This window comes from Hafnia sp. CBA7124 (assembly GCF_002355555.1).
GTDB classification, from domain to species: domain Bacteria; phylum Pseudomonadota; class Gammaproteobacteria; order Enterobacterales; family Enterobacteriaceae; genus Hafnia; species Hafnia alvei.
In genome coordinates, this window is sequence record NZ_AP017469.1 from 3,866,431 (window position 1) to 3,886,731 (window position 20,301).

The 20,301-nt window shown below is 47.5% G+C and carries 19 protein-coding genes; 4 read left to right on the plus strand and 15 right to left on the minus strand.

Annotation, left to right across the window (positions count from 1 at the left end):
- Nucleotides 1-76: 76 nt before the first annotated feature.
- The 12 genes from CPY98_RS17645 to yiaK all read right to left on the minus strand — a co-directional run bounded on the left by CPY98_RS17645 (nt 77) and on the right by yiaK (nt 12,367).
- Complete coding sequence (locus tag CPY98_RS17645; protein ID WP_040046064.1) at nt 77-340, minus strand: YdgH/BhsA/McbA-like domain containing protein; 264 nt, start codon at nt 338-340, stop codon at nt 77-79.
- 157 nt (nt 341-497) lie between these two features.
- Complete coding sequence (locus tag CPY98_RS17650) at nt 498-1,901, minus strand: GH1 family beta-glucosidase (protein WP_043489218.1); 1,404 nt, start codon at nt 1,899-1,901, stop codon at nt 498-500.
- A 56-nt stretch (nt 1,902-1,957) separates the two neighbouring features.
- A complete protein-coding gene (locus CPY98_RS17655) occupies nt 1,958-3,274 on the minus strand; it encodes a PTS sugar transporter subunit IIC (RefSeq protein ID WP_096388773.1) in 1,317 nt (438 codons plus the stop codon).
- Nucleotides 3,275-3,412: 138 nt separating this feature from the next.
- Nucleotides 3,413-3,985, minus strand: a complete 573-nt coding sequence (locus tag CPY98_RS17660; RefSeq protein WP_096388517.1) for a C40 family peptidase — start codon at nt 3,983-3,985, stop codon at nt 3,413-3,415.
- 533 nt (nt 3,986-4,518) lie between these two features.
- Nucleotides 4,519-5,220, minus strand: a complete 702-nt coding sequence (araD, locus tag CPY98_RS17665) for an L-ribulose-5-phosphate 4-epimerase (RefSeq protein WP_025798231.1) — start codon at nt 5,218-5,220, stop codon at nt 4,519-4,521.
- Complete coding sequence (locus CPY98_RS17670; RefSeq protein WP_043489212.1) at nt 5,214-6,086, minus strand: L-ribulose-5-phosphate 3-epimerase; 873 nt, start codon at nt 6,084-6,086, stop codon at nt 5,214-5,216. The genes araD and CPY98_RS17670 overlap by 7 nt, the downstream gene beginning before the upstream one ends.
- Nucleotides 6,083-6,742 (minus strand): 3-keto-L-gulonate-6-phosphate decarboxylase UlaD, encoded by a 660-nt coding sequence (gene ulaD, locus CPY98_RS17675; protein ID WP_046448992.1) that lies wholly within the window; start codon nt 6,740-6,742, stop codon nt 6,083-6,085. The genes CPY98_RS17670 and ulaD overlap by 4 nt, the downstream gene beginning before the upstream one ends.
- A gap of 12 nt (nt 6,743-6,754) precedes the next feature.
- Nucleotides 6,755-8,281, minus strand: coding sequence for an FGGY-family carbohydrate kinase (locus tag CPY98_RS17680; protein WP_096388518.1), 1,527 nt, complete (start codon nt 8,279-8,281; stop codon nt 6,755-6,757).
- Between the two features lie 145 nt (nt 8,282-8,426).
- Nucleotides 8,427-9,764 (minus strand): MFS transporter, encoded by a 1,338-nt coding sequence (locus tag CPY98_RS17685; protein WP_096388519.1) that lies wholly within the window; start codon nt 9,762-9,764, stop codon nt 8,427-8,429.
- A gap of 124 nt (nt 9,765-9,888) precedes the next feature.
- The gene (locus CPY98_RS17690) at nt 9,889-10,851 is read right to left on the minus strand and encodes a DUF4862 family protein (protein WP_043489202.1); all 963 of its coding nucleotides are present in this window, start codon (nt 10,849-10,851) and stop codon (nt 9,889-9,891) included.
- A 37-nt stretch (nt 10,852-10,888) separates the two neighbouring features.
- Nucleotides 10,889-11,356 (minus strand): YhcH/YjgK/YiaL family protein, encoded by a 468-nt coding sequence (locus CPY98_RS17695; RefSeq protein WP_096388520.1) that lies wholly within the window; start codon nt 11,354-11,356, stop codon nt 10,889-10,891.
- A 12-nt stretch (nt 11,357-11,368) separates the two neighbouring features.
- Nucleotides 11,369-12,367, minus strand: coding sequence for a 3-dehydro-L-gulonate 2-dehydrogenase (gene yiaK / locus CPY98_RS17700; RefSeq protein ID WP_040046074.1), 999 nt, complete (start codon nt 12,365-12,367; stop codon nt 11,369-11,371).
- Between the two features lie 298 nt (nt 12,368-12,665).
- Between yiaK and CPY98_RS17705 the strand changes: the two genes are divergently transcribed.
- A complete protein-coding gene (locus CPY98_RS17705) occupies nt 12,666-13,487 on the plus strand; it encodes an IclR family transcriptional regulator (protein WP_025798246.1) in 822 nt (273 codons plus the stop codon).
- 27 nt (nt 13,488-13,514) lie between these two features.
- Here CPY98_RS17705 and CPY98_RS17710 read toward each other — a convergent pair whose 3' ends face one another.
- A complete protein-coding gene (locus tag CPY98_RS17710; RefSeq protein ID WP_096388521.1) occupies nt 13,515-14,132 on the minus strand; it encodes a DUF3156 family protein in 618 nt (205 codons plus the stop codon).
- 249 nt (nt 14,133-14,381) lie between these two features.
- A complete protein-coding gene (locus CPY98_RS17715) occupies nt 14,382-15,959 on the minus strand; it encodes a DNA cytosine methyltransferase (RefSeq protein ID WP_096388522.1) in 1,578 nt (525 codons plus the stop codon).
- A 402-nt stretch (nt 15,960-16,361) separates the two neighbouring features.
- Here CPY98_RS17715 and CPY98_RS17720 point away from each other — a divergent pair, with 402 nt between their 5' ends.
- Together CPY98_RS17720 and CPY98_RS17725 are read left to right on the plus strand one after the other, a co-directional pair.
- The gene (locus CPY98_RS17720) at nt 16,362-17,507 is read left to right on the plus strand and encodes an MvaI/BcnI family restriction endonuclease (protein WP_096388523.1); all 1,146 of its coding nucleotides are present in this window, start codon (nt 16,362-16,364) and stop codon (nt 17,505-17,507) included.
- Between the two features lie 353 nt (nt 17,508-17,860).
- Entirely contained in the window at nt 17,861-18,151 is a 291-nt protein-coding gene (locus tag CPY98_RS17725) for a hypothetical protein (protein WP_096388524.1), read from the plus strand.
- 81 nt (nt 18,152-18,232) lie between these two features.
- On the opposite strand, the gene CPY98_RS17730 is transcribed toward CPY98_RS17725, so the two are convergent.
- The gene (locus CPY98_RS17730; RefSeq protein ID WP_025798252.1) at nt 18,233-18,850 is read right to left on the minus strand and encodes a DUF3156 family protein; all 618 of its coding nucleotides are present in this window, start codon (nt 18,848-18,850) and stop codon (nt 18,233-18,235) included.
- Nucleotides 18,851-19,351: 501 nt separating this feature from the next.
- On the opposite strand from CPY98_RS17730, the gene CPY98_RS17735 reads away from it, so the two are divergent.
- Entirely contained in the window at nt 19,352-20,263 is a 912-nt protein-coding gene (locus tag CPY98_RS17735) for a LysR family transcriptional regulator (RefSeq protein WP_096388525.1), read from the plus strand.
- The last annotated feature ends 38 nt before the right edge of the window (nt 20,264-20,301 follow it).

Sequence of the window (20,301 nt, forward strand, 5' to 3'; positions counted from 1 at the left end):
TAAAAATAGACAACATGATGAGAGAAGAAATGCGGGGAAAATCCCCGCTTGATAATCCGCGTCGTACAGCCTTAGGCTATTTATATACTTCCGCAATAGCGCTGATTTTGCCGTGCTCACGGCCAGCGATAATTACGTAATATTTACCGCCTTTCTCATCTGCCAGCTTAGACAAGACTTCTTTAGCATCCATTGGCGATGTGGTTTCTGCCGTGGTGCTTACGGTACCAATTTTCGTATATTTTGCGGCTTCTTCTTTCGTGATTTCCTCTGCTGCCAAAGCGCCAAAAGATACTGAACTCACCAGAATCGCTGCGGTAATAGCTTTAATTGCTTTCATAAATCACTCCTTGTTGTTTGTCATTGGATAGAACAACTACAGGATTAAAGGTAGTACAGATTCATCAACGCCGCAGGAAATGCCATTTTTTTGGTCAGAATTAAGAAATATCTCCCCTGAAAGGGGAGATAAAAAGGGAGGGATAATCGGTCCAGTGCTAGAGCTCATCACCGTTTGAGCGGATCACTTTTTGGTACCATTCAAAACTCAGCTTCTTCTTACGCGCCAAGTTATTCTCACGGTCGATATACACAAAGCCGTACTGTTTTTGGTAACCGTTGAGCCAAGACAGCAAATCAATAAATGACCAAGGATAGAATCCACGTACATCGGCGCCCTGCTCAATAGCACGACCAACGGCGCGAATATGCTCGCTCAGATAATCAATGCGCGGCTGATCTAAAACCGCGCCGTCAACAATCGGATCCTTCGCGCCTAAACCATTTTCAGTAATATAAATAGGCACTTCACCGTAGCGATGACGAATACGACCAATCGCGTCGGTCAGCCCTTCTGGATAAATTTCCCAATCCCAATCGGTGTAGACCCCGTTTGGATTTTTCACGATCTTGAATAGGCCTTTGAAGCCCATTCCGCCGCCGCTGCCTTTCTGGCCTGACGTATTAAGATCGAACCCTTGCACGTCATCGTTACGCGCCACCATTTCACGCTTGTAGTAATTCAGGCCGATGAAATCAACGATGTTTTCTTTCAGTAATTCAGCATCACCAGGGTGGAATTCAGGCACGCCAAATGCGGCCTGTGCCATTTCGAGCATGTCGTGCGGATATTCGCCTTTTAGCACAGGATCATACAGCCAGTGGGTGTAAATCCCTTCGGCGATCTCCCACGCGCGCAAATCTTCAGGCTCTTGGCTGATCGGATCGTTAGGTTGAAGCACGTTAACAAAACCAATTTGGCCTTTAATTCCCATCTCACGAAAACTTTTCACCGCACGGGCATTGGACAAGAAAACATGATGACAGGCCTGAATGCCCAACTTAGGATCTTTCAGCTTCGGTGGATGCTGACCGGTGAAATACCCCATGCCAATAAATACGATGGTTTCGTTAAACGTTGACCACAGGTCAACGCGATCGCCGAAGCGTTGATAACAAAGACGGGCATATTCATCAAAGGCATCAACAATTTCACGCCCTGCCCAACCGCCAAATTTATCCTGCAAAGCCTGAGGAAGATCCCAGTGATACAGCGTAATCATCGGGCGAATATTGTGGCGCAAAAGCTCATCGATCAAATCGCTATAAAATTTGATTCCGGCTTCATTCACTTCACCAGTGCCGTTCGGCAACACGCGTGGCCACGAAATAGAAAAGCGATATGAGGTCATCCCCAATTCTGCCATCAGCGCCACATCTTCTTTAAAACGATGATAGTGATCGGCCGCGACGTCGCCGTTTGTCCCTTCGTGCGTGGTGCCCGGCAAATGAGAGAACACGTCCCAAACAGATAATCCTTTACCATCAGCGTCATGTGCACCTTCCACCTGATACGCTGCCGTTGCGGCTCCCCAGAGAAAATCTTTTGGAAACTGGCTCATAGTTTTATTACTCCGTTAACGCTATAAATAAAAAGATAAAATAGTGATTGCCGCTGTTACCACACGATAGCTTCATCGTCTTCTGGTGCCGATTCGGCCTGTTCCTGTGCCAAGAGCTGCTTCTCATAAACCTTAAAGAACGGGTAATAAATCAGGGCAGATAACGCCATCAGCAACAGCACTAATACGGTGACACGGAAATCCCAGCCCATTGCCCACGCGGCACCAATCGGCGCTGGCGATGTCCACGGAACCAGAGAAATCATGTGAGGAAGCAGATTGGTCGTCACAGCGGTGTAGGCCACAACCGCATTGATCATCGGCGATAAAATAAAGGGAATGAAGAAGGTTGGGTTCATAACGATCGGCGTACCAAAAATCACCGGCTCATTAATATTGAACATGCTCGGAACCAGACTCAGTTTCCCCATCGCCCGTAGATGCACAGATTTGCTGCGCAGGAACAACAGCACTAAACCGAAGGTGGCCCCCGAGCCACCGATTACGATCAGAAAATTCCAGAACGCCTCCGTCATGATATGCGTAAGCGGCAGCCCTGCGGCAAGATCGGTTTGATTTAACCCTAAATTCGTCAGCCAAAATGCCTGCAACATGCCGGAAACAATGGCTGAGCCGTGGATTCCTGCAAACCATAACAGATGACAAATCAGCACGGCGAGTAGGATAGCCGGTAGTGAATCAGCGGCAGAAATCAGTGGTTGGAACAGCGCCATAATCGCCTGAGGGAGCAGTTGGTCAAACAGAGCCTGCACGCCCATGCTGATCGGATACAGCGTAATAATGACGGCGAGAATCGGGATCAGCAGATCGAATGATTGTTTGATGTTTGCCGGAACCTGCGAAGGGAGCCTTATTCCAATATTGTGATGTTTGAGAAAACGCGTGAGCTCCGTGACATAAATCGCCACGATAACGGCGGTGAAAATCCCCACGCCGCCCAGTGCAACGGTAGGCATATTTCCGTTAGCCTGTGGTGCTGATACCAATAAAAATCCCATCAGGGCCAGCATTGCCGTCATGAAAGGATCAAGCTGATAGCGTCTTGCGAGGTTGTAGGCAATGGCCGCGGTGATATAAATCGACATGATCCCCATCGTCATATTAAACGGCGTCAGGATTTGGCTTTCATACTTTCCAGACAGCGCCAGCCAACTGCGCGCAAAACCCCAGCTACTCTCAGCGGAAAACGGGGGGTAGACAAATACCAGCAAAAACGAACCAACAATCATGAATGGCATGGCGGCAATAAAGCCATCGCGAATCGCCATAATATGCCGCTGAGAAGAAATTTTTCCTGCCACTGGGCTAATTCGATTTTCGATAAAGCTAAACAGCGATTGACTGATATTCATCATGCTCTACCCCTAATAAGACGCGTAAGGAACAGAGTATAAGGTGCCATTTTCACTTACTGCAACCGGTTTCAGTAACCGGTTTCATTATTCATCTAGAGTGTGAAGGCGATCGAAAAAATCGAAGAATACGCACGCTTAAATCACGCGCACCGAGGTTTCGTAACGGTTTTCCCAGTATTGATCATCGAGGCGAGAAGTCGTTACCCCCATACTCTTTGATGCATGGATGAACTGACCATTACCCACATACACGCCAACATGTCGCGTCTCCGGCGAGGTTTTAAAGAAAACCAAATCACCGATTTTGAGCTGCTGCTTAGCAATGTGATTACCGGAATGAATTTGCTCGGAGGTCGTTCGCGGCAGATTAACCGAGAGTTCGCCGAGCACACGGCGCGTAAATGCAGAGCAATCGATGCCATACTGAGAATCGCCGCCCCAAAGATATCTCACCCCCTGCCAGCGCCGATAATCCTGCAAAATCACCTGTTTGATATTGGCCTGCTGCGGATCGTTAAAGCTTTTGCTATTGAACGCGCCCTGAAAGGACGCTCGGTAGGAAGAGAGCGCTGAGCGGGATTTAACATGCAGGTTTTCATTCATCTTGTCGGATTTAAAATATGTGGGTAATTCAAACGCAGATGAAGGCTGAACCACAAACGCGCCAGAGCAAAATACAACGGCTGAGATAAGTTTTCGAAATAACATTTTGAGATCATCGTAGAGAGAGAAGAGCGTCCTTAAGAGGCGTCGCGACTGGCCTCAACATCAAGGGCTTCACGCTGAATCACGTCCATTGCAGGGTGAAAACTACACAGCTATTCACCCAGTCTCCACTGAATCAATTTTGAAGTTATGCTTACGAGTTAAGCATATGTTTTATGAATTTATGTTTTGCTTGGTGAACCATAGCGTTAAAACAAGAAGAGAATGTTAATAAGAAAATTTGTCAGGAATAAAAATTAAAAAACCGCCAAAGAATGGTAACGCTGTTCACTTAAGCTCGATTTTAGGGGGAGCACACCGATGGGGTCGTAGCGGCGAAAGCCGCCGACAACTTTGCTTGAGCAAAGTTGAACCACGCTTTAGCGTTGGCCCGTAGGGTGGAACACAAGGATGTGTTCCATAACGGCCCCGCGGTGTGCTAGACCCGTGTATCTCTTAAATGAGCGGCGTTACCACATAGCGATCTATGCCCAAAATAATTCAGGTGGCTTGAAAGTAAGACGGGGATAAATCCGCTATTTCCCCTGCCCATAATAGGCACCCGCACCGTGTTTACGCAGGTAGTGTTTATCCAATAAAGCACGCTGCATCGAGTCAATTTCTGGCATCAGTTGGCGGGAGAAGATCCCCATGTAAGCGCACTCTTCTAGCACCACGGCATTATGCACCGCATCTGCGGCATCGCAGCCCCACGCAAAGGGCCCGTGTGAATGCACTAACACTGCGGGAACCTGCATAGGGTCAATATCACGCTGGGTGAAGGTTTCAATAATCACTTCACCGGTTTCATGCTCATAGTCGCCTTCAATTTCGTCTTGATTCATCAGACGCGTGCACGGAACAGTGCCATAAAAATAGTCTGCGTGCGTGGTGCCCCAAGCAGGCAAATCAAGTCCGGCCTGAGACCAAATGGTGGCGTGGCGCGAATGGGTATGAACGATACCGCCAATGTGCGGAAAAGCCCGATACAGCGCGAGATGGGTGGCCGTATCCGACGATGGCTTTTTATTTCCCTCCACCACATGACCGCTGGCTAAATCTACCACCACCATATCTTCTGCCTGCATTCCGTCATATTCGACGCCAGAGGGCTTAATCACTACCCGCCCAGATTCACGATCGATTGCACTCACATTTCCCCAGGTAAACGTGACTAAGTGATGCTTAGGCAGAGCCAGATTGGCATCTAAAACCTGCTGTTTTAATTGCTCTAACATAACAAACCTCCTTCCAGCATCTTCGCTTCGATCCACTGCCGCGCTTTGATGATTTCCAGCACCGGCTCCGCTGATTTTTCCGTCCACATTTCGATCAAGAATGAACCACGATAGTTCAGCCGTTTTAGCGTTTGGAACACGCCGACAAAATCAACGCAGCCATCACCGAATGGCACATCGCGAAACTGCCCTTGGCTGGTTGCCGTCACCGGATAGGTATCTTTCAAATGAATCGCCGCAATACTATCGATACCCAACTCCAGTTCGGCAGAGACATCATTGCCCCACGCGCTCAGATTTCCCACGTCGGGATAAACGCTAAACCACGGCGATGAAAGCAAACGATCCCATTTTTTCCACTTGGTAATGGAGTTCATGAATTCGGTATCCATGATCTCAACGGCCAGCATCACCTGCGCACCTGCGGCCTGCTCCACCGCCCACGCCAGCCCCTCGGTAAAACGCTGCTGAGTGCCTTCATCTTGCTCTTCGTAATACACGTCATAGCCCGCAAGCTGAATCGTTCTGATGCCTAAGTCGCGCGCCAGATAAATCGCTTTCGTCATAATGCTACGCGCCTGCTGGCGCACATTTTCGTCGTGACTGCCAAAAGGAAAACGCCGATGCGCTGATAAACACATGGAGGGAATAGCAACCCCACTTTCCAGCATTGCTCCCACCAACGAGGTTCGCTGAGCAACGCTCCAGTCTAAACGGCTGAGTCTTTCGTCCGTTTCATCCACCGACATTTCAACGAAGTCGAACCCACAGCTTTTTGCCAGCGCTAAGCGCTCTGGCCAGCTTAAGGTTTTTGGCAGGGCTTTTTCATAAATGCCGAGTGGATGACGTCGTTTGATGATGTTCATCGTGATGCCCCCCAAATTTCATCGATCTGCTGATGAAACGCCTGTGCAACCTCTTGCGGATGCTCAGCTTCAGACAATGCACGGCCAGCGATAAACGCTCTGACGGAGATATCTTTAAACAGCGCGAGATCCTGTGGCGTGATCCCTCCGGTGATCGACAACTCCAATCCCAGATCGGAAAGCTGCTTCATTCGATCCAGATCCTGCTGGCTCCAAGATTGCCCGCTAGCCTGAGCGTCGCGCCCACGATGATAAATCGCCTGACGCACTCCGGCGGCTCGCCAGGCTTTCGCATCGTCGAGCGTCCAATTGCCAAATAGCTCAATTTGAATCTCACCGCCGCGAGACTGAGCCACCTGATGCGCTTTTATCACCGTCGCCAACGGGGCTGCGCAGATCACCGTCATCCAGTTTGCACCGGCGTCGAAGGCCTCGGTTGCCAAGGTTTCTCCGGCATCTGCCACTTTGAGGTCGGCAACAATAATGCTATCAGGACACATCTGACGCAGCGCCCGCACAGCCTGCAATCCTTCACTGATGCACAGGATCGTACCGGCTTCGATAATATCCACGTGGTTTCGCAGCGCACTCACGCTTTGCAACGCCGGGTTCAGGCTCGTGTGATCCAGCGCGAGCTGGAGCAAAGGTCGGTTCATATGAATAGCTCCTCAAGACTTGGACAACGATGAGCAGCGCACGTGATAGCCATGCAATGCTCCAATCAAATATTGGTAACGGGTAAATTTGTGCTGATAGGCCGACCACGCCGCGCTATCGGGTTCAATGCGTTGAATGGCGTGGTTAAGCTGGCTTTGCGCCTGTTTAACGCTGGAGTACACACCGCTGCCTACCAGCGCCACCAAGGCCGCGCCTAAACAGCCCGTTTCTTCAACCTGTGGCAATTCAACGGGTAAGCCACTGACATCCGCTAGCATTTGCATCCAGACTTTTGAGCGCGCAGGCCCGCCGGTAACGCGCAGTTTGCGTACCTGCGTAAAACGTTCACGCATACGGTTAAGATGCGTCATGTGGCTAAACACCACGCCTTCGTAAACCGCCTGTAAAAGATGCTCGCGCCGATGGAGCGATTGCAGACCATAAAAACCGGCGGTCATATCCAAACCGGCATTGCTGCCATACAAAAACGGCAAAAACATCACGTCGCTGCCGGCCTTCGGTAAAGCGCCTACCGACTGATTAATCTCTTCAAAACTGATACCGCCGCACTGTTGGGTTAGCCATTCCAAGTTGGCGGAAGAGGTTGGGCTGGCCTCATGCACGATGTAATTATTCTCATCGTCGCCCGGTGCATTGGCATAACGCCCATAGACGTAGGGATAGGGTTCATTCGGGGAAATATGTTTGGCAACACCGCTGGTCACCGCCCAGGTTCCCATCACGGCGTTAAGCGTGAGCTCATCCTTTAGGCCCGCACAGATCGCGGTAGAGACCACATCAAACAGCCCACCCACCACGGGAGTACCCGCGCATAGCCCCGTGGCTTCAGCCACCTCATGCGTCACTTTCCCGCATATTTCAGTGGAGCCCACTATCGGTGGTAGAGCACCAGAAACCTCGGAAATCCCAAGCCACTGCGTGAGCTGAGGGTCATATTCACCCTGCATCATGTTGTAGAGATTGGATTCAGAAATGTTCGTCTCTTCGCAGCCGCGCTCTCCCGTCAGGCAAAAACGCAGATAGTCATGCGCCATCATTACTGAGCCAATTTTCTGATAACGCTCTGGCTGATGCCGTTTAACCCAGCGCAGTAAAGAAACCGGATGGCCGGTCCACAGAGTTTGTCGTGTCAGTGGATAGAGCATCTCCGGCAGCCCATCACGTTGCCATTGCGACACCACGTCAATCGCTCGCCGATCCGATGACAACATGGCATTGCCCAGCGGCCGGTTTTCTTTATCTAAGAGAAACAGTCCCTTGCCCTGAGCCGATATCCCGATAGCCTGCACCTGCTGACCATTTACACCGCTTTGGCGCAACAGCGTGGCGATAGTTTCTATGCAGGCTTTCCACAGCAGAGACATATCACGTTCGGCCCAGCCCGGATGCTCACTTATCACCGGCAATGCTTGGCGGCTAATACACAATTCCGCACCTTGCCTATCGTATAATCCCGCTTTGAGATAGGTTCCACCGCAGTCGATACCCAGCCAATATTCCGTGGATGTCGCACTCATAATCATTCCTGTTATTTGCATTGATTGCCCAACCAGTCCCCCTCCCAGCCTCCCCCTTGTCAGGAGAAAGGGCCGATCGAGACCCTTACAAACTACGCTGAACGGTCCCCTCCCCTGCGAAGGGGAGGGTTAGGGTGGGGTCTATTTATGCCGCCGTACGTTTACCTTCTGGCAGTTGCGCACCAGACTGCGTTGGCACATCACATTTTGCTGGCAGCAACAGGGCCAGCAGCGCCGCTATCGCCAGCGACAGCGAAAGGCAATAAACACCGGCGTCTTTGTTGTAATAAGTAATCAGCAAGCCAACCGCATACGGCCCGCAAAATCCGCCGAGATTACCGAGCGCATTAATTACCCCACGCGCCCCACCCGCCATTTCTGCGCTAAATAGCTTGGCTGGAATGGTCCAAAATACGCCCGCGGCCGACTGTAGAAATACGCCGCAGCCCACCAGCATTGCGTATGACCACCACACATGGTTTTTCAACGTCACAGACAGGAACATACACGCGGCAAAACCCAGCAGCGGTAAGAACACAAACAGCTTGCGTTTGCCGGTGCGGTCAGAGAGTGAAGAAAAGAGGAACATGCCTGCCATCGCTCCCACATAAGGGAGGATGGCCAACATGCCCACCTGCCCCATTGAGGTATGCGTCAGCTCTTTGAGGATGGTCGGCAGCCACAGGGTGTAGCCGTAAATACCGGTTTGATAAAAGAAGTTCAGCGCGATCAACTGCCACATGGTTTTATCGGACAGCACCGCACTCAGAGAGGCGTTTTTCACCTCTTTTCCGGCAATCGCGCGCTGCTCTTCGGCTAAGGTGGCGATCAGCCAATTTTTCTCTTTTTCCGAGATCCAGCGTGCCTCTTGTGGTCGGTCACACACCGCCATAACCCACAGAACCAGCACCGCCACCGACATCAAACCTTCAATAATGAACAGCCAGCGCCAGTCAAGCGCAGTGATAATCCAGCCCGAAAGCGGTGCCGTGATAATGCCGGCAATCGGCACAAACATAATCACAATCGCATTGGCGCGTCCGCGTTCCGCATCTGGGAACCAGTTGCTGATCATGGTGAGCACGACGGGCAGCATTCCCCCTTCCGCCACCCCGAGAGCAAAGCGCAGAAACAGGAGTTGGTAATGATTCGTCACCAAGCCGGTTAAAATGGAAATTACGACCCACGCAACCAGTGACCAGCCAATAAATTTTTTCCCGCTGCCATGCACGGCAATTTTTCCACCGGGAACTTGCAGGAATAAATAACCAATAAAAAAGATGCCGCCAGCTAAGCCTGCCATGGAGGCCGTAATACCGAGATCTGCATCCATGCCTCCAGGCATCGCAAACGCGATATTCACCCTATCCATATAGGAAATAATGCAGGCAATTAAGATCGGTGGAATTATTCTTAGCCATCGCTGACGAGGAATATCATTTGGTATATTATTTTTATGTAGGGTATCAGAGTTAGATTTCATAACTTCACGCCTTAATCATTATTGATACGGCCCGTACAGTGATATGCACAGATTTCCCCATTGACATGGGTTTATTTGGTGAAGACTTAATGCATTTAATCCATTAAAAAAAGATAAAGTTTTATTACTGATTTCGTGTCGCGATATTTAAAGCCTTAATTCCATCGCGCAATATATCAATACGATGTGCAACGCTGGCTTGCGGATCAATTTCTAATAGTTTAATTCCAGCAAAACTTAATGATTCCAATGGCGCTAACGCAAACATTTCAGACGCCAGTTCTACGGTCATTAAACTTTCAGCACAGTTAACCCGTGCGCTTGCGAACGGCGCAAAAGGCGCGTGTAAATCTTGCCAATCACCGTATGCGCCACCTGTCGTGGTGCCAGAAAACATCAACGCTTTGAGCACTCCGGCCTGCTGGCTTTGTTGCAGATGCTGTAATGGCAATTCCGTACTGCGTCCTTCAATCGCTGAACGAGCCCAGTTAATGGCTACCCCAACCTCTTTTTCCAATGCCTGTATCACCGCAATTTCCTGCTCTAAAGGCAAAAAGCCTTTGCGTGAATCAGATTTATTCATTGCGTCGCAGTGTTCAATCACCAGTTCGCACGGCCAGTCCCAGCGCACAATCTGCTGCATTGACTCAGCAAAGCATTCTGCCGCCAGCGCAACATCATCAGAGCCAGCCAATGGCGCAGACTGAATCTCCAAAGCGAGGATTTTCTTCATGCCAAAGCGATCGTTGGTACGGTTAATTTTATTCAAAATATGGCGATAGTATTCAACGCAGGCCAAGCGCTGCGCTTTATCTGCCGAAGCTAAACCAAAGCCACCATGCCCTGCACGACGGCGCATCGTTTCCATGACGGCGGTAACAACAATTTGCCAGTCCGCGGGGATCTGTTGAAATAAATAGTCATCGCCATATGGATGAAGGTTTTCTAAACAAGGCTGTTCAATCCCACTAATTCCCTCAACGTCCGCAAGGCCACGCCAGAACGCCGTCTCTTGATCGCGGTCGAGTTGATGAAATGAAGGTGCGCAGGGGTATGCCCCGACGATAAAGCCGTGATTATGATTCATTGAAAATTATCCCTTGGTGGTGGAAATAATGAATACTTTAAATAAGCTCGCTCAGTGCGACTTTTACGACAACTTTACGAATTGGCGTCGCTTTATTTTTTATACATCCGGGACGATGAACATCTTGTGGGAAGAAAATAGCATAGCTTCCCTCGGTCATCGTTAATTCTGATTCATCATTCACATCGTGATAAAAAATAATATCTCGCTCAGCTAATAATGATTCAGATATTTTATTATTTCCGCGTTCCGCCGCAACGCAGATAATTTCTTCACCCTTGGCTAAAAATTGAATATCAATATAGCGGCGATGAACTTCTGGGCGATTATCTTTTTTGGGGCGCGTTGTCATATCAATAATTTGCGCATAAATATTGCGCCCATCGATTTCGACTTCCCCAACCTTTTGCTGGCTGAAATCCGTGGTACGTAAAAAATTGAGCGCTCTTTGGATTGCCGTTGGCAATACACACGGGTTTTCATTGCTAATATGGCCGAATATCATGATATTGCGTCCTTAAAGTGCCTGAATTTTTGCCCATACGCTGTCGTCAATGGTGATACCATTGCGGCGGTTTTCGGCCAGCAGTTGAGTAAACTCATGGCCTGGCAAACGAATCGCCACCTCAGGATTAGCGCGTTCAGCCCCTTTCACGTAATCCATAATGCGCTGTAGCTTGGCATCGCGAGTCGCACCTTCAATTAAGCGATCGACCTCAATGGCGATAAAAATCTGTGAAATCCCATATTCATCAGAGTTGTCCTCTGTCACTTCAGCAACCGAGGCACCATCAGACAACAGCGTCGCAATCATATCCAGCACGATGGATAAGCCAGAACCTTTCCAGTATCCCATCGGTAAAATACGGCGGTTTTTCTCTATCACGCCCGGTTCACGAGTGAGATTACCCTCATCATCGAAGCCCCCGTCAACGGGCAATTCACGTCCTGCTAGGCGGTTCACTTCCAACATGCCATAAGAGAACATCGACATCGACATATCTACCATGGTGATCGGATTTCCCGGAATTGCCACGATCAACGGATTCGTACCAATGCGACACTCTTTTGCTCCCCACGGTGGCATAACGGCAATCGAATTCGTCCAGCAAATACCAATATAGCCCTTCTCAGCGGCCTGCCATCCGTAGCTTCCCCCACGCATCCAGTGGTTGGCGTTGCGCACCGCAATTAAGCCAATGCCATGGTCTGAGGCCAAAGACATTGCGCGATCCATCATTTTTTTTGCCGTGAGATTACCGATAGAGCGCTGCGCATCCCATTGCTCAATCGCCCCCAATGCTAAAACGCGTTTTGCCTGTGCATCAGGAATAATATCTCCCGCTTCAAGCTGCTGAATGAAACGAGGGAAACGGTTCACCCCGTGAGAATACACGCCGGATTCCGTGGTTTGGGCAAACATGGTCGCGCACTCACTGGCGGTTTCAGCCTGAACGCCACGTGCCAATAGCACGCGTTCAAACTCCTGTTTTAACTGGTCAAAACTCACTCGCATACCGCTCTCCTCGTGATTCAGACAATCTATCTGTTGGTTTTTAAATCTTTAAATTTCACTATGTGAAATCAGATTCCAAAAAATAATACCGCTCAAATTTTAACAAGTCAAAGCACTGACGTTTTTTAAAAGTCATTAAAATCAATAGGTTGTTTTTTATCATTCAAGAACGTGACGTGAAACACACTTCGGGTAGGGGGAACAGAGAAAGGGAAATAATGCAAAGGAATAGCAAGAAATGGCGATAAATTGGGTTAACATCACTGCAGTGTGATTTGACTGGAAAGATTAAAGGCGAATGAAAACAAAAGAGAAAGAAACCGAGATCGAGCCAAGCAAAGAAAAACCAGCAGGAAGCCAAAGTCTTTTTCGCGGCCTTCAGCTTATTGAGATCCTGAGCAACTACCCTAACGGCTGTCCGTTAGCGCATCTTTCTGAGCTAGCGCAATTAAACAAAAGCACCGTGCACCGCCTGTTACAGGGCCTGCAATCCTGCGGCTATGTCACTCCGGCACCAGCGGCAGGCAGCTACCGTTTAACCACCAAGTTTATTGCCGTTGGACAAAAAGCACTCTCTTCGTTAAACATCATCCATGTGGCAGCCCCTCATTTAGAGGCGCTGAATATTGCCACCGGAGAAACCATTAACTTCTCCAGCCGCGAAGACGATCACGCCATTTTGATTTATAAATTAGAGCCAACGACCGGCATGCTGCGAACGCGCGCCTATATCGGCCAGCACATGCCTCTGTATTGTTCAGCGATGGGGAAAATCTACATGGCCTATGGCCATCACGACTATGTAGAGCCTTATTGGAAGAGCCATCAAGATGAGATCCAGCCGCTTACGCGCAATACCATTATTCAGCTAGATCAGATGTACCAAGAGTTAGAGCAGATCCGCCAGCAGGGAATGGCGATGGACAGAGAAGAAAACGAGCTGGGCGTATCCTGTATTGCGGTACCGATCTTTGATATTCATCACCGCGTAAGTTATTCCGTCTCCATTTCCCTTTCAACCGCCAAGTTGGGGATGATTGGTGAACAGAATTTGTTAAAACCACTCAAAGAGACCGCAGCGGCGATATCGCGCGAGCTGGGCCTCAATACTTACGAATAGTCCCGCTGTGTTGTCTACCGTTGCCGCCTAGGCGGCAACGCCTACGCTGGCGACTCGCGTCATTAATTCATCAAACATCTGCATAACGTTTACTAACTGCTGGCGCTGATCGTGATGCAGTTTTTGATACCGACGCTCTACCGGAACCTGACTAATCACCTCGGACGCCGCGTAGTGCTCAATTTCCAGCCACCACTGGCCTTGCTCCGCGCGCAGATTTAGATGGCGGAAATGCAAGTTTTCCAGAGCTGCAAAAATATGCGGATAACAATTCAGAACCGCTAACAAACGCTGGCTATCGTCATTTTTATCTTTGCAGCGAAACTGCACGCCGCCGCGCCCTAAAATATTGCCATTATGCGCCTTCAGCCTGACGGGCTGCTGCAATCCGGTCGATCCCTGAAGATGAAAATGACTACACACCACAAATGAGCGAAATAGCGCCGTCGCTTTTTCCCGTATTTCGATCGTTAATCCCTGCGGCAAAGCAACCGTCAAACTACACGGTGAGGTGCGCTCACAGGCGTAAGGACGAAAATCACGCGCCACCAGATTTAACATCTGCCCAGGTCGATAACCCACAGGTTCACGCGACGTCATCAACCAATGCCACGCACGACTCAGTAACGGAACTGCGCTGTTCACTACTCACTCTCCATCGACAAAATTCATATTGTTACGTTAGCCAAGCGCGGCCAACAGGCGGCGTAATATACACAATCCGCAGACTGATGCAAAAGCACTCATGTGGATGAGGTTTAGAGAGTTTGGGGAGGGGTATTTTGATGTGAGATTACTATTTATTTACATTTTTGCAACTTAATTCAAAACCAATGCAACGTGATTACTTCAATACTAGATGAAAGGAGGGCTGAAGCATCAGCCCTATAAAACCTACAATTTCTTTATCAGGTTACATATAACTTCACCTAGTGCACGCCCAAGCAAAGGAGGGACTGCGTTGCCAACCTGAGTATATTGTGGTACTTCAAACTTTCGCATTTGCCCGCCAGTTGTTATCTTTGATCTGAAAACAAAAGAATCAGGGAAAGATTGAATTCTTGCCATCTCCCTCACTGTCAGTGTTCTGAGCTCATCATGGTGATAGTGGCAAGCATCATCAGGAATAGAAAGCGCTGCCGGGGCTGGCTGAGAAGCTACAAGTGCTTTTTGCGTTTGTTTTCTTGTGGAATGCTCATTCAGATACTTTATTAGTTCGAGTTTATCTGAGAATTTTTTATATTCCCCAACCCCAACTAAATAATCATAAGCTACCAGTTCTTCATAGGCAGAATCACTTAACTCATTGCTCTTACCTGAAATAACCTTCTTAGCTTCCTTTTTACTATCATTAGTAACAGAAGATAAAATTTGATATATACGAAATCGGCGTTGAACTAGCTCACCATTTCTTCTTAGCTCATGATTCAAAATTGATTTCGGCTCTATTTCCATGCCGAAAATCCTATTAATATTATCAACATAGCTAGATGCACATAGCCCTGATTCAGCCCTTAGGTCATCAATTGCATCTTTGACAGTATAAAAATCAGACTTCTTTTTCAACAGTGGTGATAAAAACGTGCTTTCAAAAAAGCTTATATCTTTTTTATTTACAATATCTAAGCAAGGAAGAGTCCCATATTCAGGCGTTTCTCCTGCTGAAATTCGATCAAAAAATACTTTTGAGCGTTCCAAAATGGAAACTTCAACAGTTGTAGAACTGCGGATTATAGGTTTATAAAGATCCGCACGGATCCCAATAAGAATGAATCGAGGTCGATTCTGAGCAACACCTGCAAACCTTGCATTGATATGAAGGCAGACAGGAATATACCCCACTTCAGAAAATGCCTTAGCGACTTCAAACCAAGCATAAAAGCTAGCGCCATTATGATTGAATGCTCTTAAAATTCCTGTAACGTTTTCTAAAAGAGCAAACTTAGGTTTTATCATACCGACAAATTTAGCGAACTCCCATGGTAGGACATTCCTGTCATTAGATAGCTGTCGCAAACCAGCCATACTAAAACTTTGACATGGTGGCCCTCCAGAAACGAGATCTACCTCGCCTTTAGGCATGAACCCTGTTTTTAGCTGGCTTAATATGTTCTCATTTTTTTCAAGCCATTTATTAAGTTCAACAATGCTGCCGACAACAAGATTACCTTTTAAATCTGACCCTTGAGAAATATCGCAAAAACCTTTTCCCAGCTCTGGATAAGTCCGAGGGTCTTCTCTTAATCGCGAAGGCATGGAGGCATAATCATATGAGCTACTCAGCCATACGGCTTTATTTTTTGTCTTATCGTCGTTCACTGTATTTTGGGCTAAATTTTGTCCAAAAAAGTTATAGGCAAATGTCTCTGCAGCCATAGGCGATAATTCATTTGCCATAACTAATTCAAAACCAACGGAATCTAGCCCCAAAGATAGGCCACCGCAGCCAGCAAACAACTCAATATGATTCACTTAAGATACCCTTGATGAAATGCACTGCGGGGATTTTAGAAGAGTTCAAGCCAAATGTCCAGGAGAAAAGTGCTGTATGCATAAACATATTAAAATTTTGCGGCGAGCATTCCATTTTTGTCAAAGCTCACATATCAGACATACCAAGTTGATAGTGGCAGTTTGCTATGACACCATCAGATATTCTAATGCGTTTATTTTTCATATAAATTCATCAGATGCTGTTTTTGTATAATTTAATAAAAACCCTCTCATTAGACATCTCAGTCCACTGGGCTCTTAAAATTCACAAAAATATGCAATTATGGCTCTCACCTATAACAGGATGTTTACGACTTTATATGGAGCAATATAAAGCCTAGAGAGCAGTATATATTTCAAGCAAAAGCACACTAAAAGTATATGACAGACTTAGTCGAAATCAATAAAAGGTCACTAACTAAACGAGGCTTAGACTTTGCTATTCTCGTGCCTACACGAACAGGTCTAACAAAATCCATTCTTGATGCTACGCAAACTATTCGAAACCTCTTCGAATCCAAAAATTTCCACGCCTATGCACACCAAAAACAGGGACGCGCAAGCCTTATTATAGAACAGGCATTTTTCATAACCTCAGAGAATATAGATCCAACCATCGTAAGCCTTTATAGGCCCGAAACTAAAAAAGGTGATCCTCGCTTGTGGTTTAGAAGATTGAAGGATTTTGCAGCGCCTGAGCAACAAATTGCACTCACCTTTGTCGATAATAAACTCTGCTTACTAAACTTATCACATGATTCTTTCGAAACGACCCATCAAATTCGTGACTTCCTAGATAGGGCGCAGGACTGTGAAGAGAAAGTTGCAAAAGAGCTTTTAGCTAAACTTAAAGCCATAGCAGCACAAGGTCCTATCAAAGCAATTAAGAGGGGAGATACTGCCATCGGCATGACCATTGAGCATGCATTAGGGATCCCAGCTAACTCAAGTAAAGAGCCAGACTACAAAGGCATTGAGCTTAAATCAGCAAGAGGGGCTGGCACGACCCGATCAACTCTTTTTGCTCAAGTAGCTGATTGGGCACAAAGCCCAAAAAAAAGTAGTGAAGAAATCTTAAATGCACACGGCTATGTAAGAGACGATAATTTTAAGCTTTACTGCACAATATCAGCACTAAAAAGTAACTCTCAAGGACTTAAATTTGAGATTAGAGATGAGGAACTTCTTGTGGAAGTTAGCGACTCTAATGGCGATGTTGCGGTCTGGCCAATTAACACTCTCAAGAACCGATTACTAGAAAAACATAGAGAAACCTTCTGGATTAAAGCCAATGCAATTCGAAAAGGTGAGGATGAATACTACGAGTTAATATCTGTTATTCACACAAAATCTCCTTTAGTGAACCAACTTATCCCACTACTCGAAGCTGGTGCAATCACAATGGATCATTTAATCAAAAGATCAGGTTGTACAGGGAGAGTCTCTGAAAAAGGGCCTCTGTTTAAAATCAAACCGCAAGACTTACCACTTCTGTTCCCAGAACCCAAAGAATATAGATTGAGCTAACATTCAACTAATAGCCCTCTAAATTAACTAGGGGGCTATTTTGCGTGGTTGATTCCAATTCCTACAGCAACTCCACTGTAAATGCATCCACCCTATTCCTATTTTTTTTGTTCGTTATATAGTCATTTCGCCGCGACACAATCGCGACCGGAATTGGCGTTCCGAACCTATCATAAAACCCAACAGCTTTTGGTTGGCAAAGTCTGCTCATACCTGAATAATGGTGGTCCAGACGGGGGCTTCTCACGAAGCACCGAGTTTTATGGTAATCGGTACGCCAACCCCGTCTGGGCTACCACCAGCATGCTTGGCGTCTGCTGGGGAGCAATGCTAACTACCATAAGGCTAAAACTATGATCGACTACATCCCCACCCCAGCCAGCTCTATCACCATCTTCCGTGAACTTGTCTCCGAACTTGATAGCCAGCAATTGAGTGATATTCAACACATTGATTTATCCGCAGTCGCAGAGGAAACCATTGAAGGGTTGTGCCATGGATTGATGTTTATCAGCGAGGCTTTTACCAGCGATAACACATTCACGAATGATAGCCTCAAGCAGGTCGGTGCATTGCTTAGCGCCGCAGCGCATCTAATCCCTGCATTGACCGTGCTTGGTGAATATCCACGTAGCACGTACTGAGTCGCTATAAACAACAACCCCAACATCAAACTCATTCAATGTTGGGGTCGTAGATAAGTCTTAGATTTGGGTAGAGAGGAATTAAGCCGCCACACCTTGCACCGTCACGCGATCCATCAGTTTTTGGAACATCTGCATCACGTCTAACATCAGGTGACGCTGCGCGTAAGGTAAGCGTTGATAGCCGCTACATACCGGACGCGGGCCTACCAATTCTGTTGCTGCAAATAGCTCAATTTCAAGCTGCCACTGCCCTGCTTCAGAACGCAGATTCAAGCGGCGGAAATTGAGGCAATCCAACGCATCGGTGATTTCAGGGTAGCAATCCAGCACCGCCATCAAACGACGGCTATCGTCATTGCTGGTTTTGGCACTAAAACGGGTATCCCCGCGGCCAAGAATATCGGTATTTTTAGCCTGAATGTGGATCGGTTGCTGCAAGCCTGTCTCACCACGCAGATGGAAATGACAGGTCACGCTATAGCTTCTGAAACTGGTCACAACGCGCTCTTCAACTTCCACTTCCAACCCTTGCGGGCAAACAACGTGGAGCACGCGATCGGACAGGCGTTTGCATTCAAATGGCTGTAGGTTTTTTTCAACCAGATGCAATACTCTTCCAGGCTGATAACCGATAGGATCACGCTGGCCGCTCAACCAACGCCATAAATTATTCACGACCTGAACTTCACTGTTCATATCATTATCTCCCGTGCTCACAAAAATGAATCAAAACCAAACTTTGGCTGCTGTTGTTACGTTTTTATCCTGCTGAACTGTCTGACATGAGGCCATTCGCTACAGCGCTAATAAGTTTGGATAAATCGTCACTGGCGTACGCTACTTCTCTCGAACTTCTTTCGGACTTTTCTCTTTACTCTAAATTTAGAGTGAGTGAAGCCACACAAATTTCGCATATAGATGCAATTGATTTGTGTTTTAGTGAATAACTGAGTGAGTAATCACGACCTTGTTATTCATAAATGCCAGCTTGCCGTGACAAATACAACAGAGATAATCATCTTTAATAGTGAGGTTATTGTCAGAAGTAATAGTAATAATTTCAGTGACTAATATAGTTAGGCAAAAATAAAGCTGTTTTATTCATTTTTATATCGGCTATTTTTACTGATAAAATCGCGTTATCGGTATACGACCAAAACGAAATAAATTGCTACGCGAACAATAGGATACTTACCCATGGATACCGGCTGGTTAGAAGACTTTTTAGCACTGGCTGAATTGCGTAATTTCTCGCGAGCCGCGCAGTTACGCAACATCACTCAGCCCGCTTTTGGCCGCCATATACGCGCATTGGAAGAAAGTATCGGTCAGAAATTAGTCGATAGAAGTTCATCACCGGTGACGCTCACGCCTGCCGGGTATCAGTTTCGTTTAATTGCCCACAGCATGGTGAATCAGCTTAAAGAAGGTATTCAGAAGATAAATGGCTTACCGTCCGAGATGATTAATCCCGTTCGTTTTAGTGCCCCGCATTCTCTTTCATCCCCCTTTTTGCTCGATTTAATTGACCGCATTGATCCCACAACGCCATTTTCCGTTGATATTCTGCGCGTAGATTTTGCCGTTGAATCGTTAATTGAAGGCGCCAGCGATTTTCTTTTAGCCTTTGATACCCACGCGTTACTTCAGCCGCCTTTCACCAATTTGCTATTGGGGAAAGGCAATCTTCTGCTGGTCAGCGCCGCTGATGATCAAGGGCTGCCACTGTTTACTCCCGACGAAAACCACCAGCAGCCAGTACCCTATTTACGTTATTCGCCAGACTCTTACAGCGCGAGAATGGTGGAGAGGCTCATGCCGCAGCAACCTTTTGCCTGTCAGCCGGTGTTTGAATCTTCGCTGTGTGATTTGCATCGGCAAATGGCTCTGCGCGCTAAGGGATTGGCTTGGTTACCAGATTGTCAGATTGAAAACGAACTGGCAGAAGGTAAGCTGGTTGCCGTCAACCGCAGCCGCTGGCACATTCCCTATCAAATTCGCCTGTATCGCAATCAAGCGCAGCTTCACCAGCGCGCAGAAACATTCTGGCATTGCCTGTCTCAGCAAATAACACAGGGCATCTCTTATTGGCCACCGGTGCAAAACTAGACGTCTTACACGAAACCACTCACATAGTGCCTAAACGT

Excerpts from the sequence above, each read along its gene's own strand:
- CPY98_RS17725 (WP_096388524.1), top strand. The coding sequence starts at position 17,861 with ATGATCGACTACATCCCCACCCCAGCCAGCTCTATCACCATCTTCCGT.
- CPY98_RS17645 (WP_040046064.1), bottom strand. The coding sequence starts at position 340 with ATGAAAGCAATTAAAGCTATTACCGCAGCGATTCTGGTGAGTTCAGTA.
- CPY98_RS17730 (WP_025798252.1), bottom strand. The coding sequence starts at position 18,850 with ATGAACAGTGAAGTTCAGGTCGTGAATAATTTATGGCGTTGGTTGAGC.
- CPY98_RS17690 (WP_043489202.1), bottom strand. The coding sequence starts at position 10,851 with ATGAATCATAATCACGGCTTTATCGTCGGGGCATACCCCTGCGCACCT.
- CPY98_RS17685 (WP_096388519.1), bottom strand. The coding sequence starts at position 9,764 with ATGAAATCTAACTCTGATACCCTACATAAAAATAATATACCAAATGAT.
- CPY98_RS17735 (WP_096388525.1), top strand. The coding sequence starts at position 19,352 with ATGGATACCGGCTGGTTAGAAGACTTTTTAGCACTGGCTGAATTGCGT.
- CPY98_RS17705 (WP_025798246.1), top strand. The coding sequence starts at position 12,666 with ATGAAAACAAAAGAGAAAGAAACCGAGATCGAGCCAAGCAAAGAAAAA.
- CPY98_RS17660 (WP_096388517.1), bottom strand. The coding sequence starts at position 3,985 with ATGTTATTTCGAAAACTTATCTCAGCCGTTGTATTTTGCTCTGGCGCG.
- CPY98_RS17650 (WP_043489218.1), bottom strand. The coding sequence starts at position 1,901 with ATGAGCCAGTTTCCAAAAGATTTTCTCTGGGGAGCCGCAACGGCAGCG.
- araD (WP_025798231.1), bottom strand. The coding sequence starts at position 5,220 with ATGTTAGAGCAATTAAAACAGCAGGTTTTAGATGCCAATCTGGCTCTG.
- CPY98_RS17720 (WP_096388523.1), top strand. The coding sequence starts at position 16,362 with ATGACAGACTTAGTCGAAATCAATAAAAGGTCACTAACTAAACGAGGC.
- CPY98_RS17695 (WP_096388520.1), bottom strand. The coding sequence starts at position 11,356 with ATGATATTCGGCCATATTAGCAATGAAAACCCGTGTGTATTGCCAACG.
- CPY98_RS17655 (WP_096388773.1), bottom strand. The coding sequence starts at position 3,274 with ATGAATATCAGTCAATCGCTGTTTAGCTTTATCGAAAATCGAATTAGC.
- CPY98_RS17670 (WP_043489212.1), bottom strand. The coding sequence starts at position 6,086 with ATGAACATCATCAAACGACGTCATCCACTCGGCATTTATGAAAAAGCC.
- ulaD (WP_046448992.1), bottom strand. The coding sequence starts at position 6,742 with ATGAACCGACCTTTGCTCCAGCTCGCGCTGGATCACACGAGCCTGAAC.
- CPY98_RS17680 (WP_096388518.1), bottom strand. The coding sequence starts at position 8,281 with ATGAGTGCGACATCCACGGAATATTGGCTGGGTATCGACTGCGGTGGA.
- yiaK (WP_040046074.1), bottom strand. The coding sequence starts at position 12,367 with ATGCGAGTGAGTTTTGACCAGTTAAAACAGGAGTTTGAACGCGTGCTA.